We start from the raw sequence: 15,762 nt of genomic DNA on the forward strand, positions 1-15,762 counted from the left end.
CGGCTGCAGGCAGGTTCCGGTAAAGAGGTGGTGCGAACCGGCGTCTCGGCTCGACCCCAGCGCAACCGCTCCAGCCCAGACCCGATAGCAGGAGATCGATGGCGGCCAAGAAACTGCTGGTGCTCGGCGGTGGATTCGCCGGCCTCTGGAGCACACTGGCCGCGGCCCGCCAGCGGGACCTCCTGGGGCTTGCCGCCGAGGCCCTCGAGATCACCCTCGTAAACCGCGATCGCTTTCACGCCATCCGTGTGCGCAACTACGAAGCCGACCTGAGCGCCCTGCGCATTCCCCTGCCCGACCTGCTCGGCCCCGTCGGCATCCGGTTCGTCGAAGCTGATGTGTTGGCCGTGGATGCCACCGCCCGGAGCGTGGCTGTCTCCACACCGGATGGGGCCAGCAGCCTGGCCTACGACCGTCTCGTCTTTGCCCTGGGCAGTGAACTGCGGCGACCGGCCATTCCCGGTCTGGCCGAGCATGGTTTCGATGTGGATACCTGGAACGGCGCCAGCCGACTGCAGCAGCATCTTCAGGGGCTGGCCGGCCGGCCTGATTTTCCAGGGCGCTCCACCGTCGTCGTGGTCGGCGCCGGCCTGACCGGCATCGAAGTGGCGAGCGAACTGCCGTCAAGGCTTGAATCTGGACGCGTCGTGCTGGTCGATCACAGCCCCAGGGTCGGCTCGGCCATGGGCGAATCCGCCCAGCCGGTGATCGAGGCGGCCCTCGCTGCGCTGGGCATCGAAACCCGCCTGGGCGCAGGCGTCGCGGCGATCACCCCGGCCGGGGTGACCTTCAGCTCCGGCGAAGCGATCGATGCCGCCACCGTGGTGTGGTGCGCCGGAATGCAGGCCAGCCCGCTGACCGGGCAGCTGCCGCTGGAGCGCGACCGGCTCGGGCGTCTTCCCGTGGACGGCTGCCTGCGGGTTCAGGGCGTCGAGGCCCTGTTTGCGGCGGGAGATTGCGCCTCGGTTCCGATCGACGCCGGCCACAGCTCGGTGATGTCCTGTCAGCACAGCCGCCCGATGGGACGCTTCGCCGGCCACAACGCGGTCTGCGATCTCTTCGGTCAACCGCTGCTGCCGTTGCAGCTGGCCGACTACGTGACGGTTCTGGACCTCGGAGCCTGGGGGGCCCTCTACACCGAAGGCTGGGAGCGGCGGCTCGTTTCGAGCGGGGCGGCGGCAAAGCAGACCAAGCAGTTGATCAACCGCCAACGGATCGTTCCTCCTCTCTCCGGGGATCCGGCCGCGCTGCTCGCGGCTGCCGCACCGGTGACTCAGGCCCCGCCGCCCAACCTCGGCTGACTGCCCTGGTCAGGCAGCAGGGCTTCACCAGAGGCTGAGCACGGGCGGCATCTGCTCAAGCCGCCAGAGCTGGATGCGATCCCTCAGCAGCTCCTGCCCGACGATCGCCTCCACCCCCAGGGCGGCGAACACCGGGTTGCGGGTCACGATCGCCTCGAGCGGCGCGAACGGCGCCTGGGGGGCGGCGCCGGGCGGGCCAGGTTCCAGCCGCAGGCCGGCCAGGCGGACCAGGCTGGCCGGTTGTTCCCCGCAGAACCCGCTCAGACGCACCGCTTGGACGCTGCCGAGAGGTTGGAGTCGGGCTGCCAGCTCAGGGGTCACGAACAGGCCCTCAGCGCCGGTGTCGGCCAGGGCGGGGAGTGGACCGCTGGCGCCCCAGAGCACCAGCAGCGGTACCCCTTTCTCCCAGCGCAGCGGCAGCTCGAGCGGGGCGCGGGCTCTGGCCTTCCGCTCCGCTGCCCGCAGTGCCGCCCCGCCGAGGCTGAGCTGGTTGGTGGTGGGATCGATCCAGAGGGGAAGCTGGCGGAGCAGGGGCGCTCCGAGCACCCCATCGATTCCGGCTGGCAGCCCCGGCACCGCCAACACCAGGGCATCGCTGCCTCTGATCTGCAGCTGACCGCCCTGGCCGTCCAGCCGCAGCAGGGGCAACCGGGCACGGCGGGGTTGGAGCTCGGCGCAGTCGGCACCGGCCCCTGCCAGGCCGAAGGCTTCAGGTGGCACCAGCTGGGAACGCAGGCCGAGCCGCTTGGCCAGGTCCGGGCTGACCAGGGTCGAGGAGGCACCGGTATCGACCAGAAGTGCCACCATCGCGCCCCGTTCGGTGCGAAACCGCAGCACCGGTGCGTCTCCGCCTTCGGCCCTCTCAAGCGGTACCGAAACCTGGCCCGTGACGATGCCACCGGCCAGGGGAATACCCCTGACCTGGATCAGGGCCGCCGCTGCCGGCAAGCTGCTGGCTGGAAGCAGCAGCAACAGCGCCACAGACCAGCCCTGAGCCGTGGGGCCGCAGCTGGTGCCGTTCATGGATCTGTGCCGTTCATGGAACCTGGCTCCTACGGGGCGCTGGGGGCGGCAGCCGGTGCCGTTGCTGGAGCCTGGGCAGGTGCTGGAGTCGATGTGTAGGTCACCGTGCAGCGATAGCGGGTGTTGCCCATGCCGACCGAGAACGATTCGCAACTCGTTCCGCTCACCGTGGCCCCCTGTGGCACCTGTTGCAGCGCTCTCTCCCGGGCGTTGCTTTCGTCCCAGATCGATTCAGCGGTGGAGGATTCGGCCCAGCTGGCGAGTGGAGCGGCCAGCAGGATTCCGCTGATCAGGAGCAGGGATCGAAGCCGGGCAACCAGGGTGGAGAGGGCGATCTGAAACACCATGCGACCTGCTTCCAATCACTCCATCCTATGGAGCTGGAATCAGCGGGTCGGGCCGAAGCGCAGCCAGCTCACCTGATCGATCCTGCCGAGCGGCCTTGCTGGGGCCTGGCCGACCTGCACCTGCACCAGATCCGGCCGGCCGGCGATCACCTTCACTCCGGATCCCAGCGGGAATTGCCTGGATCCGTTCAGGGTGCCCCTGAAAAGCGACTGGCCAGCAAGATCCCTCACCTCCAGCCAGCTGGGCTCGGCGCTGCTCAGGCTGATCTGGCCCGCTGCCGTGGTCTGAACGTTTTCAGCGCTTGCTCTGGGAGTGGGGCTGGCGGCCACCAGGGCCTGCCCAGCCGCCTCCTGCCGGTTGGGCGTGGGAGTCGTTTGGTGACGCGCCCGATCGTTCAGGGTGAAGCCGAGCACCGCAGCCGCCCCACAGGCGATCGCCACTCCGATCATCCGTCTGTTCAGCGGGTGGCTGCGTTCGGTGGTGTGGCTGAAGAGCCGCTTCGCTCCGGTCTTGTGTCTGCCAGGGGGCTCGGGCTGATGGGTGAGGGGATGCAGCAGCTGCGGATGCCTGGAGCTGCTGATCACCGCTTCGAGCCCCTGGATCCGGCCGTCATCGCCGAGGCCGAGGGCCAGCCCAACCCGGCGGGCCTGGGCGATCACATAGACGGGCTCCGGCAGACGGCTGCGATCACCGGCTTCAAGCGCTTCGAGCTGCTCGATCGGAAAGAACAGCCTGGTGGCCAGCTCAGGTAGATCAATGGATCTGGCTTCACGCTGCTGCCTGAGGCCGGCTCCCAGCGTCGTGAGGGCTTTCTGGTACGGGGTGTCCTGCTCAGGCCCCGATACGGCGTGCTGCTGTCCCATCGGATCGTGATCGGCGAGCCGAGGGTATTCGATTTTCTCGCCTGAGTCCCTGCCCATGGGCACACAAACGGAGCCCGGCGATCACGGCCTTGTCCAGGGCGGTGCTGCCACCAGTGGGTGAGCTGGGCCACAGACTGGCCCTGTCCATCCTCCTGGTGATCCGCCTCGCTCCGATGATCGTTCCCAATCGGTTGATTGATGGCCTGGCCCGCACCATGCTCGGTCTGGTCTTTCTGCATGCGCTGTTCGGCAAGCTGACTGGTTTCAGCGCCGTCGCCGCCAGGATCAGCGTCAAGGGTCTGCCTTTCGCCCCACTGCTGCTGGCCGCGGCCATGCTGCTGCTGGCGGTCGGCGCCCTGCTGCTGATCAGTGTGTGGCAGAGCCGGCTGGGTGCCTTGCTGCTGCTGATTTTCCTGATCCCCACAAGCCTGATCTTCCACGGTGAGATCACCGATCCGGGCGAGCGGATTCAGCTGCTCAAGAACGTGGCGATCATCGGGGGCCTGCTGCTGGTGGCCAACCAGCCCGCAGCTGAGGGCCAGGCCCTCAGGACAGGCGGCTGAGCACAAATTCAGGCAGGGCCAGCAAGGCGGAGCAGGCTTCTGATGGAGGAAGCCATTGAAGCGAGAGCCGCGCTTCCCGTGCGAAACCCTCGGCCAGCGCCCTGGAGCGGGGAATGGCCTCGCAGCCGCGCACCATGGCGAGGGCGTTGTCGAGGTCGTCGGCTTCACAGAATTCTCTCTCGACCAGGCCAGCCAGGGCGGGGCGTTCCTCCAGGGCGAACAGGGCGGGAGCGGTGAGGTAACCGGCCGCCAGGTCGCTGGCGGCCGGTTTGCCGAGCTGCAGGTCGCTGCCGGTGAAATCAAGAATGTCGTCGACGACCTGGAAGGCCAGTCCGAGCTGCCGACCGAAGCGGTAGAGCTGGTCGAGTTCAGGAGTGGCCAGCCCACTGAGAACGCCTGCCGCCTTGGCGCTGTTGGCGATCAGGGAGGCCGTTTTGCAGTAGCTCTTGCCCAGATAGGTTTCGAAGCTCTGGCCGGTGTCATAGCGGTAGAGCCCCTGCCGCACTTCCCCGTCGGCCAGATCCATGATCACCCTGGAGAGCAGCTTCACCACCTCCAGATCGTCCAGGTTGGCGAGGTGCCAGCTGGCCTGGGCGAACAGAAAATCTCCGGCCAGCACAGCCAGGCGATTGTTGAAACGGCTGTGGACCGTGTCCACCCCGCGCCGGGTGGAGGCCTCATCCACCACGTCGTCGTGAACAAGCGAGGCGGTGTGGATCATTTCGGTGATCTCGGCCAGGCGCCGGTGGCGCGAACCGAGTTCCCCCTCCTCGGAGAGAGCCCTTGAGAGCAGCAACACGATGCCGGGCCGGATCCGCTTGCCGCCGGCGCTGAACAGGTGTTCGGCTGCGGCCTGCAGGATCGGATGGCCGGCACCGATCAGGTTGCGCAGATCGCTGAGCAGCGTTTCCAGATCGTTCTCGACCGGCTGGAGCAAGTCAGCAACCGTCGCCATGTCCACCGCACTGCCTCAAGGATCCTAGGAGGAGCGGCCGGCCCCATGCAGGTTCACCTGCTCCACCGCGGGCTGCCAGCCCAGCCAGGGGGTGGCAGCCTCGGCAAAGGAACGGGGATCGCCGGTGACGCAGAAGCGGCCGTTGCTCGCCAGGGACCGGGGTTGCTCAAGTCCACAGCTCGTGACCGGTGCTGCCGGCGTCTGCTGCAGCAGGCTGCCAAGCCTCTCCACCGTTGCCACAGCAGGATCCACCAGGCTCACCCCGGCCGGCAGCAACTCCAGCAGCAGGTCCTGCAGCAGCGGGTAATGGGTGCAACCCAGCACGATGGTCTGGACGCGGGCGATCAGCAGCGGCTCCAGGTAGAGGAGGGCGGCCTGGCGCAGACGATCGTCATCGAGCTTGCCCGCCTCGATCAGCGGGACGAAGGCGGGGCAACCCACCTCCACCACCAGGGTGCCGGGATGGCCGGCGCGGAGGGCATGGCCGTAGGCACCGCTGGCGGCGGTGGCGGGGGTGGCCAGCACCCCGACCCGATCGGCACGCAGCTGGGCGGCCACGCTGTCGATCAGGCCCAGCACCGGAACGCCGGCCTCCGCCTCGAACACGTCGAAAGCCAGGGCATTGGTGGTGTTGCAGGCCATCACGACCAGATCCACCCGCTGAGATCGGAACCAGCCGATCAGCTCCCTGGCGATCGTGCGGATCTCAGTCGCCGAGCGTTGGCCGTAGGGAACCCGGGCCGTGTCACCCAGGTAGAGAAATGGCTGGTGGGGGTGGCGTTCCAGCACCTGGCGCAGCACGGTCAGGCCGCCGAGGCCGCTGTCCATCAGGCCGATCCGCCCCTGCATTCAGCCCCCCCGCAGGTAGTTGAGGATGCCGCGGGCGATGGCCAGGGCCAGCTGCTGGCGGTGGGCGGCGGCGGCCAGCCTGGGGGAGTCGAGATCGCCGGTCACGAAGCCGGTTTCGACCAGGGCCGCCGGCATCACCGTGCGGCGGATCACGAAGAAGCGGCCGGGTTTGACGCCCCGGTCCGGGCTGCCGGGAGAGACCGCCAGCACCTCCGCCTGGACTGCACTGGCCAGGGCCCTGGAGAGGGAGCTCTGGAAATAGAAGGTTTCAATGCCGTTCACATCCGGCCGACTCATGTTCAGGGCATTGGCATGGATGCTCAGGAAGGCATCGGCACCGCTGCTGTTGGCCAGCGAAACCCGCGGGGGCAGATCCACGTCCACCTCGGTGGTCCGGGTCAGCAGCACCTGCACGCCACGGTCCTGCAGCAGCCTGGCCGCCTGCAGGCTCACGTCCAGCACCACGTCGGTTTCGCGCAGGCCGCCGATCCCGACGGCGCCAGGGTCGGGGCCGCCGTGGCCGGGATCGATCACCACCTTGAAGCGTCCCCTTGGCACGGAAGGCAGGCCACCGGCGCTGAGGGGGTTGCCGCTGCCCCCTTGAAACGCAGAAGGGGAGGGTTCGGCCCGCCACGGCGAAGGACGGGGCCGCCAGGCCACCGCAGCGGCATCCACATCCCCTTCTCCCGTTGGCTCGATGTCGCCTGAACGGAGCCCGCTCACCTCCAGTCGCCAGCGATCCCGGGCTGTCCCCACCAGTCGCATCGCGCTGGGATCAAGCTGGGTACCGGGGGCGAATTCGAGCACAAGCCGGGTGGTGGCTCCATCGGGCCTGCCGATGCGGACCTCCCGCAGCAGGCCACTGCCGCGCAGGCTGCGGGTGCGCTGGGGGGCACCGGGAAGATCGATCCAGATCCGGGGCCCCTGGCCGCCCTGGCCCGCTTCATAGAACGCCTGCAGGCTGATGGATGGGGTGGTGCGCAGTTCCAGAACGCCATCGCGGCTGATCCGCCAGGCGGCCAGGGCGCTGGCCGCCTGGGCAGGCAGGGCGCTCAGCAGCATCGCCAGGCTGGCGACGCCACCGATCAGTCCGCTGCGCAGCGGCCCCAGCAGTGGTGGGCAGGGCATCCCCAGGATCAGAACAGCGATGGACGGCGGTGCTTGAGGCTGGGCATCTGGGTCCGGACCCGTTGACCATGGCTGGAGTCGACCGGTGCCACCGCCAGTCCAGTGGCCACGCCGGCATCGGCCAGCACCGTTCCCCAGGGATCGATCACCAGGGCATGGCCATGGCTCTGCCGGCGCCCATAGTGCAGTCCGGTCTGGGCCGGCGCCAGCACGTAGGCGGTGTTCTCGATCGCGCGGGCCCGGAGCAGCACCTGCCAGTGGTCCTTGCCGGTGAAGGCCGTGAAGGCGGCAGGAATCATGATCAACTCGGCTCCCGCCCCGGCCAGATGGCGGTAGAGCTCCGGGAAGCGCACGTCGTAACAGATCGACAGGCCGACGCGGCAGAGGCCCGGCACATCCACCACCGGTGGGAGGGCCATGCCCGGCTGCACCGTTTCCGACTCCCGGAAGGTGTTGCCGTCGGGCAGGTCCACATCGAAGAGATGGATCTTGTCGTAGCGGGCCAGCAGCTGGCCGTCCTTGCCGACCAGTTCGGCGCGGTTGAAGGTGACCTTCTCGCCGGCGGGGACTGGAAAGCCGCCCCCCAGCAGGGTGACCTGGTAGCGCCGCGCCATCGTGACCAGGAAGCGGCTGCAGCGCTCCGCCAGGGTCGGGGCCAGCTCAAGCCGCCGCTCGTCGTCGCCCATGAAGGCGAAGTTCTCCGGCAGCCCCACCAGCTCGGCCCCCCGCCGGGCCGCCAGTTCGATCAGCTCTTCGGCGGCGGCGAAATTGGCCTCCGGGTCCGGTGTGCTGGTCATCTGCAGAGCGGCTGCAAGGAAGCTCGGCACCGGAAACGGCTGAAAGGACGGCGGAACTGTAGGGGAGCCCGATGGCACCCTCCCTGGCTGCGCGCAGGCGATCAGCTCGCCCTGAGCACGCCCGGCTCGGTCTGGAGCGGCACGACCCGGAGGCTGTCCACGGCGGCGCAGCATTGGAAGTCGGCGTCATGGTCGCCCAGGCCGATCAACCGCTGACCATGGCTGGCTGTTCGCAGGCAGGCTTCGGGATCCTGCTTCCACTGCTCCCAGAGGGCCAGGGCGGCCACCATTTCATCGTTGCCGGGCCGAACGGTTGGCTGGCTGGATCCCCCTAGCTCGTTCACCGCCGCCGCCACCGCGCCAGCCGCCAGGGTGTCTTCCAGCGAATAGGAGCCTTCCCAGCCACTGCCCACGATCCACACCTGCCGGCAGTTCTTCTCCAGCAACCGTTCGGCCACCGCCAGGCGGTTGGGCAGGCAGGCGGTCAGCAGCAGGGGCACGTCGCGCACCTTGTCGAGTGAGCGGGTGCCGTTGGTGGTGCTCAGGAAGATGCGCTTGCCCGCCACCCGCTCCGGCGTGACCGCCAGGGGCGAATTGCCCAGATCGAAGCCTGCCACCATCGCTCCGCCCCGTTCGCCGGCCCGCAGCCGATGTTCGGCTGGCCAGGCGGCCGCCGCCGTTTCCAGGCTGGGCAGGTCGGCAAAGGCCTGGATCGCCTCTGCCCCGTTCTGCAGCGCCCAGGCGATCGTGGTGGTGGCGCGCAGCACGTCGATCACCACGGCCGCATCCGGGCCCGCCGCTGCTCCCGGGCCGCGTTCGGGCACGTCTTCAGAGGTGTGGAAGGTATGGATCAGCACGGCGCAGGGCACGGGTCGCGTGCGTCACAGTAGGCAGCGACGCTCAGGACCCACTCGATGCCGGCCACGCTGCCGCGGAGCTCCACCCGCGATCTCCGCGGCTTTCTTGCCCTTCTCGAGGAACGCGGCCAGCTGCGGCGGATCACCGCCCCCGTCGACCCCGACCAGGAACTCGCCGCCATCGCCGACCGGGTGCTGGCCCGCGGTGGCCCCGGCCTGCTGTTCGAGAACGTGATCGGCAGCCCGATGCCCGTGGCGGTGAACCTGCTCGGCACCGTGCAGCGGGTGGTGTGGAGCATGGGCCTGGAGCGGGCTGAAGAACTGGAGGATCTCGGCGCGCGGCTGGCCCTGCTGCAGCAGCCCCGGCCGCCGAAGGGGCTGCGCGAGGCGGTGCGTTTCGGCGGGGTGCTCTGGGATGTGGTGAAAGCCCGCCCCGACCTCGACCTGCTGCCCCCCTGCCACCAGCAGGTGTTCAAGGGCGATCAGGTGAACCTCGACAGCCTGCCGCTGCTGCGCCCCTGGCCCGGCGATGCCGGCGGGGTGATCACGCTCGGCCTGGTGATCACCAAAGACCCGGAAACCGGCGTGCCCAACGTGGGCGTCTACCGGCTGCAACGGCAGTCGGTGAACACGATGACCGTGCACTGGCTGAGTGTGCGCGGTGGCGCCCGCCACCTGCGCAAGGCGGCCGCCATGGGCAAGCCGCTGGAGGTGGCGGTGGCGATCGGCGTGCATCCGCTGCTGGTGATGGCGGCCGCCACACCGATCCCGGTGCAGCTCAGTGAGTGGCTGTTCGCCGGCATCTACGCCGGCGAGGGGGTGCGGCTGGCCCGATGCAAGACCGTGGATCTGGAGGTGCCCAGCCACAGCGAGGTGGTGCTGGAGGGCACGATCACCCCCGGCGAGGAGCTTCCCGATGGCCCCTTCGGCGATCACATGGGCTTCTACGGCGGCGTGGAAGCCTCGCCGCTGGTGCGCTTCCAGTGCATGACCCAGCGCAGGAACCCCGTGTTTCTCACCACCTTCAGCGGCCGCCCGCCGAAGGAGGAGGCGATGCTGGCGATCGCGCTCAACCGCATCTACACGCCGATCCTGCGGCAGCAGGTGCCCGAGATCATCGATTTCTTCCTGCCGATGGAAGGGCTCAGCTACAAGCTGGCCGTGCTCTCGATCGACAAGGCCTATCCCGGCCAGGCCAAGCGGGCGGCGATGGCCTTCTGGACGGTGCTGCCCCAGTTCACCTACACCAAGTTCGTGGTGGTGGTCGACAAGTCGATCAACATCCGCGACCCACGCCAGGTGATCTGGGCGATCAGCGCCCAGGTGGACCCCCAGCGGGATCTGTTCGTGCTCGAAGACACCCCGTTCGACACGCTGGATTTCGCCAGCGAACGGCTGGGGCTGGGCGGACGCCTGGCGATCGATGCCACCACCAAGATCGGGCCGGAGAAACGGCACGAGTGGGGCGAACCGCTGGGCCGGCCGGCGGCGATCGAAGACCGGCTCGATGCCCGCTGGCCGGAGCTGGGTCTGGCTGACATCGACGCCTCCGAACCGGATCCCACCCTGTTCGGCTACACCCTGGAGCATGTGCTGGAGCGGCTGGCGGCGCGGCGTTGATCAAGCGCCGCGGCCTGCAGGCGCTCAAGGCGCTGCTGGAGCTCGCCAAGCAGCCTGGCAGCTGGTGTTCGGTGACCCAGATCGCCGCCGCCCAGTCGATCCCGGCGCCGATGCTGGAGCAGGTGTTGCTGCAGCTGCGGCGGGCCGATCTGGTGGAGGCGCGCCGGGGGCGCAGCGGTGGCTACCGGTTGCGGCGCCCGCCGGCGGCGATCCCCGTCGCTGAGGTGCTGCAGGCCGTGCGGGCCGATCCGGCGCTGGGGCCGGCGCTGGGGCCCGCGGTGGTCATGGCGAGCGACCCTTCGCTGGCAGGTGAGCAGGTGGCCCAGGCCCTGGTGCGGCGCCTGCAACGGGCGCTGGAGCGGGAACTGGCCCTGCTCACGCTCGAAGAACTGCTCTTCGATCTGCGCAGCTGGCAGGAATGCCTCAGCGAAGATGGCGGCCTGATGGTGGGGTAACCCACAGAGCGGCCTGCGGAAACGCCGGTCGCGGCCAGGATGGCCTGGTGTTGCTCACGCTCTGATGCCCGACAGCGATGCCAGCCCGATCGCCGAACGGCGTCGCATGGCCGAGCGGGATCAGGGGCTGGTGCCCTGGGCGCTCTGGGGCAGCTACCTGCCGGATCGCCAGTGGGGCACGGTGCGGGAGGACTATTCCGCCGACGGCGACGCCTGGCGCTCCTTCCCGCACGACCATGCCCGCTCGCGCGCCTACCGCTGGGGGGAAGACGGCTTGCTGGGCCTCTGCGATCAGCGCGCCCGCCTCTGCTTTTCGGTGGCGCTCTGGAACGGCCTCGATCCCATCCTCAAGGAGCGGCCCTTCGGACTGGGCAACCCCGAAGGCAACCACGGCGAAGACATCAAGGACTACACCTTCCACCTGGCCAACACCCCCACCCACAGCTTCATGCGGGGGCTCTACAAATACCCCCAGCGCCGCTTCCCCTACGAGCACCTGATCGACGAGAACGCCCGCCGCGGGCGTGACAGCCCGGAATTTGAGCTGGTCGACACCGGGCTGTTCGACGACGACCGTTACTTCGACGTGCAGGTGGAGTACGCCAAGGCGGCGGCCGACGACCTGCTGATCCGCCTGCAGCTCACCAATCGGGGGCCCGATCCGGCGCCGCTCACCCTGCTGCCCACCCTCTGGTTGCGCAACACCTGGAGCTGGGGTTATGCGGACGCCGCCGAGCAGCCCTTGGAGCTCGAGGGCGACCAACTGCGCGCCCCTGGGCTGCCCGGCCTCGGCTCGTACCGGCTGGCCTGCGCTGAGCCGGGCCCCTGGATCTTCACCGACAACGAGACCAACACCGGGCGGCTGTTCCGCCAGCCCAACCGGCGGCCGTTTCAGAAAGACGGTTTCCACCGTTATGTGGTCGAGGGGGAGGGGGGCGCCATCAATCCCGCCCAGCGGGGCACCAAGGCGGCCCGGCTGCTGCGCCGCACCCTGGCGCCGGGTGAAACCTGGGTGGTGGATCTGCGCCTCTGGGCGGGCGAGCAGCCGGCGGCCTTCGGAGCGGCGTTCGACGCCATGCATCAGGCGCGCGAACAGGAATGGCGTGCCTACTTCGAGCACTGCGTGCCGGGTCTGGCCGACGACGACCGCCGCATTCACCTCGCAGGCGCCGCTGGGTTGCTGTGGTGCAAGAAGTACTACAGCTGGGATGTGAAGCGCTGGCTGGAGGGGGACCCCGGCCAGCCGGTGCCGCCGCCGGAGCGCTTCAGGAGTGCCAATGCGGCCTGGCGGCGTCTGCATGTGGAAGATGTGATCTCCATGCCCGATTCGTGGGAGTACCCCTACTTCTGCCAGTGGGATCTGATGGTGCACGCCGTGGCGTTCGCCGGCTTCGATCCAGCCACCGCCAAGGAGCAGTGCATGCTGCTGCGCAGCCCCCGCTTCACGGCGCCCAACGCCCAGACCCCCGCCTATGAATGGGCCCTCTCCGATCCCAACCCACCGATCGGCGCCTGGGCGGCGATGCGTGTGTTTCAGATCGATCGCAAGCAGAACGGTGCGGCGGACAGGCCCTTTCTGCGCGCCGCGCTGCGCAAGTTGCTGCTGGAGTACGGCTGGTGGGCCAACCGCAACGACCGTTCGGGAGACAATGTGTTCGAGGGAGGCTTCCTCGGCCTCGACAACATCGCCGTGTTCGATCGCCGCTTTCCGCTGGCGGATGGCAGCCGCATCGGTGAGAGCGATGGCCTCGCCTGGATGGCGTCGCTGAGCCTGAATCTGCTGAACATCAGCGTGGAGCTGAGTGTCAGTGAGCCGGAGTATGCCGATCTGTGTGAACGCTTCGTCTACGACTTCGTGCAGCTCAACCTCACGCTCAACACACCCACAGATAACGGCTTTCTGAACTGGGACGAGCAGGATGGCTTTTATTACGATGTGATCGAGCGGCCGGATGGCAGCTCCGATTATCTCCGCAGCCGCTCGATCGCCGGCCTGATTCCCCTGCTGGCTGTGGCCAGCTTCGATCAGGAAACGCTGGAGCGGTTGCCGGTGCTGGATGTGAAGCGCAGCATGGCGTGGTACATCCACGAGCGCACGTCTCCCTCATGGGTGGAAACGCACCTGGGCCGCCGGCACAACGATCGGCTGTTGTTTTCGCTGGTGCCGGAGGATCGGTTGCGCCGCATCTGTGAACGGCTGTTCGATGAGGCTGAATTCCTCTCGCCTTATGGCATTCGCTCGCTCTCCAAAGTGTATGAAACGGCTCCTTTCTGCTACACCGAAGGAGACGAATCCGAATGCCTTGCCTATTCACCTGCCGACAGCCCGGTGGCGATGTTTGGAGGCAACTCCAACTGGCGCGGCCCGGTGTGGATGCCGCTCAATTACCTGCTGATCGAATCCCTGCAGAAGTTCGGCCATTTCTATGGCGACAGCTTTCTGGTGGAATTCCCTACCGGCTCCGGCCACTGGCTCAGCCTCTGGGATGTGTCGTTGCAGCTGGAGCAGCGGCTGGTGAATCTCTTTCGCCGTGACAGCCAGGGCCGGCGCGCCTTCCTGGGGGATGTGGAGCTGTTTCAACGCAACTCCCACTGGCGTGATCTGATCCAGTTCCACGAATACTTCCACGGCGACACCGGCCGTGGGGTGGGCGCCAGCCATCAGACCGGCTGGAGCGCGATCGTCTGCAAGATGATCACCCAGCTCGCCCAGTATCCACTTCCCTGAACGCAGCATCGGTCTGGTCTGTTTTCTTGTTCCGCCGCCTCCAACACCGCCATGCCTGCCACCCCACCGGCCTCGATCACCGCTCCCCCGATCACCCTCTCGCCGCTTCCTGGCGCCGGCCAGTTGAATCCACCGGATGGCAGCCACGTGGATGTGTTGATCATCGGCAGTGGTGCCGGTGGTGGCACCCTGGCGCGGCATCTGGCCGGCAGCGGCCTCAAGGTGCTGGTGCTGGAGCGCGGCGACTGGCTCCCCCAGGAACCGCAGAACTGGAGCGCCGAAGCGGTGTTTCAGCAGGGCCGCTACGTGTCTGCCGACACCTGGCACGACAAACACGGCAAGGCCTTTCAGCCCGGCAGCCACTACATGGTGGGCGGCGCCACCAAGATGTATGGGGCCGCCCACTTCCGCCTGCGCGAGGCGGATTTCGGTGAGTTGATTCACCACGACGGCATCTCACCGGCCTGGCCCCTTCCCTACGACGTCTTTGAGCCCTATTACCAGCGGGCTGAAGAGCTGTTCCATGTGCATGCCCAGCAGGGGGAGGATCCCACCGAACCCCGCCGCAGTGCCCCTTATCCCCATCCGCCGATCGCCCATGAGCCGCGCATGCAGAAGCTGGTCGACGACCTGCGCGCCGCCGGCCTGCGCCCCTTCCACGCCCCCAGCGGGGTGATGCTCGATGAGGCCAACCTGCCCTTCAGCCGTTGCCGCAAGTGCAACCGCTGCGATGGCTTTCCTTGCCTTGTGCATGCCAAAGGAGATGCGGAAGTGGTGGGCATCCGGCCGGCCCTGGCCGATGCGAATGTGTCACTGCTCACCCGCGCCCATGTGCAGCGGTTGCTCACCGATGCCAGTGGTGGGCGGGTCACGGCGGTGGAACTCCTGCGTGATGGCGAGCCGATGCGTTTTTCCGCCGATGTGGTGGTGGTGAGCTGCGGTGCCGCCAACAGCGCCCGGCTGCTGCTGATGTCTGCCAGCGACCGCCACCCGGCCGGCCTGGCCAATGGCTCGGGGCAGGTGGGCCGCAACTACATGTTCCACAACAGCAAGGCCCTGGTGGCGCTGGCCCATGAACCCAACACCACCGTGTTTCAGAAAACGGTGTCGATCAACGATTGGTATCTGGGCTCTGAGGCGTTTCCCTACCCGATGGGCAACATCCAGATGACGGGCAAGACCAGCGGCACGATCATGAAGGGCTATGCCCCGCTGGAAACCTTCCTGATGCCGGGCTGGAGCATGGACAAGATCGCCGAGCATGCGCTGGATTTCTGGCTGAGCAGCGAGGACCTTCCCGACCCAGAGAACCGCATCACCGTGAACAAGGAGGGGGCGATCACGCTCTCCTACACCCCCAACAATCAAACGGCCAGCGCCAGGCTGGAGCACAATCTGCGCAGCCTGCTGGATTCTCTTTATCTGAAGAATCACCTGGTGGAGCGTCAGATCTACGTGAAATCCAGCATGGCGATTGCCGCCGTGGGCCATCAGGCCGGCACCTGTCGCTTCGGCACCGATCCGGCCAGTTCGGTGCTGGATCTCGATTGCAAAGCCCACGAGCTCGACAACCTCTACGTGGTGGACACCAGCTTCTTCCCTAGCATCGGCGCCGTGAACCCCTCGCTCACCGCGATCGCCAACGCCCTGCGGGTGGGCGATCATCTGATCGCCCGGTTGCAGAGCTGATCAGGCCGGTGGCACACCATCCGCATCGACGCGGCTGAGCTTCTCAGCCGAAGTTGCTCAGCAGGAGATCTCTGATCAGCAGCCCATCGAGGGAGAGTGCGCCACCACCGGCGCTGATCAGCACCAGGCACATCACCACATACATGGCCGCCTTTTCCCAGCTGGGCGGTTCCCCCACACCCATGGGGCCGGCATAATCTCCAGCCGGAATCTGATAGGGGTCCGGGGCGATGAACGGAGTGCCCGCGAACACCTCCAGCACCATTGCATAGGCCATCGACACCAGAATCGCCAGGGCGGCCAGCGGTGTGAGCAGCCCGATGATCAAGGCGATGCCGCCCGCCCACATCGAGGCCGCCGAGAGGAAACAGAGCCAGCGGGGCGTGCGCATGGCGGCGGCCCAGGTGCCGAGGTTGCGCAGCTTCGGCCAGCCATGGCGGATGAAGGCGATGCCGGTGAACAGCCGCAGCAGCGTCAGCGCCGCTTCGGCCAGGGGAGATGGGCCGATCGGCACCAGGACCTCGACGATCTCCACAGCCACGGGAGTTTGCACGCTTCGGGCCATCAACGTAACCAAGGCGCCCGG

15 protein-coding genes are annotated in these 15,762 nt (G+C 67.7%); 6 read left to right on the top strand and 9 right to left on the bottom strand.

The genetic code is table 11. The annotated features are described in order from the left end of the window. Positions 1 to 98: 98 nt before the first annotated feature. The gene (locus KQ307_RS10985; RefSeq protein ID WP_259701532.1) at positions 99 to 1,301 is read left to right on the top strand and encodes an NAD(P)/FAD-dependent oxidoreductase; all 1,203 of its coding nucleotides are present in this window, start codon (positions 99 to 101) and stop codon (positions 1,299 to 1,301) included. Positions 1,302 to 1,325: 24 nt separating this feature from the next. On the opposite strand, the gene KQ307_RS10990 is transcribed toward KQ307_RS10985, so the two are convergent. Genes KQ307_RS10990 through KQ307_RS11000 form a run of 3 tightly spaced genes read right to left on the bottom strand, consistent with a single transcriptional unit; the run spans position 1,326 to position 3,535 of the window. Then, the gene (locus KQ307_RS10990; RefSeq protein WP_259701533.1) at positions 1,326 to 2,324 is read right to left on the bottom strand and encodes an aspartyl protease family protein; all 999 of its coding nucleotides are present in this window, start codon (positions 2,322 to 2,324) and stop codon (positions 1,326 to 1,328) included. Positions 2,325 to 2,353: 29 nt separating this feature from the next. Further along, on the bottom strand, positions 2,354 to 2,671 hold the full coding sequence (locus tag KQ307_RS10995) for a hypothetical protein (protein ID WP_259727965.1): 318 nt from the start codon (positions 2,669 to 2,671) through the stop codon (positions 2,354 to 2,356). 39 nt (positions 2,672 to 2,710) lie between these two features. Further along, positions 2,711 to 3,535, bottom strand: a complete 825-nt coding sequence (locus KQ307_RS11000) for a helix-turn-helix domain-containing protein (protein ID WP_259701535.1) — start codon at positions 3,533 to 3,535, stop codon at positions 2,711 to 2,713. Between the two features lie 173 nt (positions 3,536 to 3,708). Here KQ307_RS11000 and KQ307_RS11005 point away from each other — a divergent pair, with 173 nt between their 5' ends. Beyond that, a complete protein-coding gene (locus tag KQ307_RS11005) occupies positions 3,709 to 4,098 on the top strand; it encodes a DoxX family membrane protein (protein WP_259701536.1) in 390 nt (129 codons plus the stop codon). Here KQ307_RS11005 and sds read toward each other — a convergent pair. From sds to KQ307_RS11030, 5 genes are all read right to left on the bottom strand, one after another. After that, on the bottom strand, positions 4,082 to 5,053 hold the full coding sequence (gene sds / locus KQ307_RS11010; protein WP_259701537.1) for a solanesyl diphosphate synthase: 972 nt from the start codon (positions 5,051 to 5,053) through the stop codon (positions 4,082 to 4,084). The genes KQ307_RS11005 and sds overlap by 17 nt on opposite strands. Before the next feature lie 24 nt (positions 5,054 to 5,077). Further along, entirely contained in the window at positions 5,078 to 5,902 is an 825-nt protein-coding gene (gene murI / locus KQ307_RS11015) for a glutamate racemase (RefSeq protein WP_259701538.1), read from the bottom strand. Next, entirely contained in the window at positions 5,903 to 7,030 is a 1,128-nt protein-coding gene (locus tag KQ307_RS11020) for an N-acetylmuramoyl-L-alanine amidase (RefSeq protein WP_259701539.1), read from the bottom strand. Positions 7,031 to 7,038: 8 nt separating this feature from the next. Further along, the gene (locus KQ307_RS11025; protein WP_259701540.1) at positions 7,039 to 7,857 is read right to left on the bottom strand and encodes a carbon-nitrogen hydrolase family protein; all 819 of its coding nucleotides are present in this window, start codon (positions 7,855 to 7,857) and stop codon (positions 7,039 to 7,041) included. 71 nt (positions 7,858 to 7,928) lie between these two features. Further along, a complete protein-coding gene (locus KQ307_RS11030) occupies positions 7,929 to 8,684 on the bottom strand; it encodes a 2-phosphosulfolactate phosphatase family protein (RefSeq protein WP_259701618.1) in 756 nt (251 codons plus the stop codon). 57 nt (positions 8,685 to 8,741) lie between these two features. Here KQ307_RS11030 and KQ307_RS11035 point away from each other — a divergent pair, with 57 nt between their 5' ends. The 4 genes from KQ307_RS11035 to KQ307_RS11050 all read left to right on the top strand — a co-directional run bounded on the left by KQ307_RS11035 (position 8,742) and on the right by KQ307_RS11050 (position 15,176). Beyond that, positions 8,742 to 10,304 carry a UbiD family decarboxylase gene (locus KQ307_RS11035; protein WP_259701541.1) on the top strand — a complete coding sequence of 521 codons (1,563 nt, stop codon included), beginning with the start codon at positions 8,742 to 8,744 and terminating at the stop codon, positions 10,302 to 10,304. Further along, entirely contained in the window at positions 10,301 to 10,759 is a 459-nt protein-coding gene (locus tag KQ307_RS11040) for an Rrf2 family transcriptional regulator (RefSeq protein WP_259701542.1), read from the top strand. Before KQ307_RS11035 ends, KQ307_RS11040 begins: the two co-directional genes overlap by 4 nt. A gap of 64 nt (positions 10,760 to 10,823) precedes the next feature. After that, positions 10,824 to 13,487, top strand: coding sequence for an MGH1-like glycoside hydrolase domain-containing protein (locus tag KQ307_RS11045; protein WP_259701543.1), 2,664 nt, complete (start codon positions 10,824 to 10,826; stop codon positions 13,485 to 13,487). 51 nt (positions 13,488 to 13,538) lie between these two features. Next, positions 13,539 to 15,176, top strand: a complete 1,638-nt coding sequence (locus KQ307_RS11050) for a GMC family oxidoreductase (protein WP_259727966.1) — start codon at positions 13,539 to 13,541, stop codon at positions 15,174 to 15,176. Positions 15,177 to 15,219: 43 nt separating this feature from the next. Here KQ307_RS11050 and KQ307_RS11055 read toward each other — a convergent pair whose 3' ends face one another. Next, the gene (locus KQ307_RS11055) at positions 15,220 to 15,741 is read right to left on the bottom strand and encodes a DoxX family protein (RefSeq protein WP_259701545.1); all 522 of its coding nucleotides are present in this window, start codon (positions 15,739 to 15,741) and stop codon (positions 15,220 to 15,222) included. Between the last annotated feature and the right edge of the window lie 21 nt (positions 15,742 to 15,762).

Source organism: Synechococcus sp. CS-1326, from assembly GCF_025128115.1.
GTDB lineage: Bacteria > Cyanobacteriota > Cyanobacteriia > PCC-6307 > Cyanobiaceae > Regnicoccus.

Coding starts and splice junctions, on each gene's coding strand:
- KQ307_RS10990 (WP_259701533.1), bottom strand. CDS start 2,324: ATGAACGGCACCAGCTGCGGCCCCACGGCTCAGGGCTGGTCTGTGGCG.
- KQ307_RS11045 (WP_259701543.1), top strand. CDS start 10,824: ATGCCCGACAGCGATGCCAGCCCGATCGCCGAACGGCGTCGCATGGCC.
- KQ307_RS11050 (WP_259727966.1), top strand. CDS start 13,539: ATGCCTGCCACCCCACCGGCCTCGATCACCGCTCCCCCGATCACCCTC.
- KQ307_RS11020 (WP_259701539.1), bottom strand. CDS start 7,030: ATGCCCTGCCCACCACTGCTGGGGCCGCTGCGCAGCGGACTGATCGGT.
- sds (WP_259701537.1), bottom strand. CDS start 5,053: ATGGCGACGGTTGCTGACTTGCTCCAGCCGGTCGAGAACGATCTGGAA.
- KQ307_RS10985 (WP_259701532.1), top strand. CDS start 99: ATGGCGGCCAAGAAACTGCTGGTGCTCGGCGGTGGATTCGCCGGCCTC.
- KQ307_RS11000 (WP_259701535.1), bottom strand. CDS start 3,535: ATGGGACAGCAGCACGCCGTATCGGGGCCTGAGCAGGACACCCCGTAC.
- murI (WP_259701538.1), bottom strand. CDS start 5,902: ATGCAGGGGCGGATCGGCCTGATGGACAGCGGCCTCGGCGGCCTGACC.
- KQ307_RS11035 (WP_259701541.1), top strand. CDS start 8,742: ATGCCGGCCACGCTGCCGCGGAGCTCCACCCGCGATCTCCGCGGCTTT.
- KQ307_RS10995 (WP_259727965.1), bottom strand. CDS start 2,671: ATGGTGTTTCAGATCGCCCTCTCCACCCTGGTTGCCCGGCTTCGATCC.
- KQ307_RS11055 (WP_259701545.1), bottom strand. CDS start 15,741: ATGGCCCGAAGCGTGCAAACTCCCGTGGCTGTGGAGATCGTCGAGGTC.
- KQ307_RS11005 (WP_259701536.1), top strand. CDS start 3,709: ATGATCGTTCCCAATCGGTTGATTGATGGCCTGGCCCGCACCATGCTC.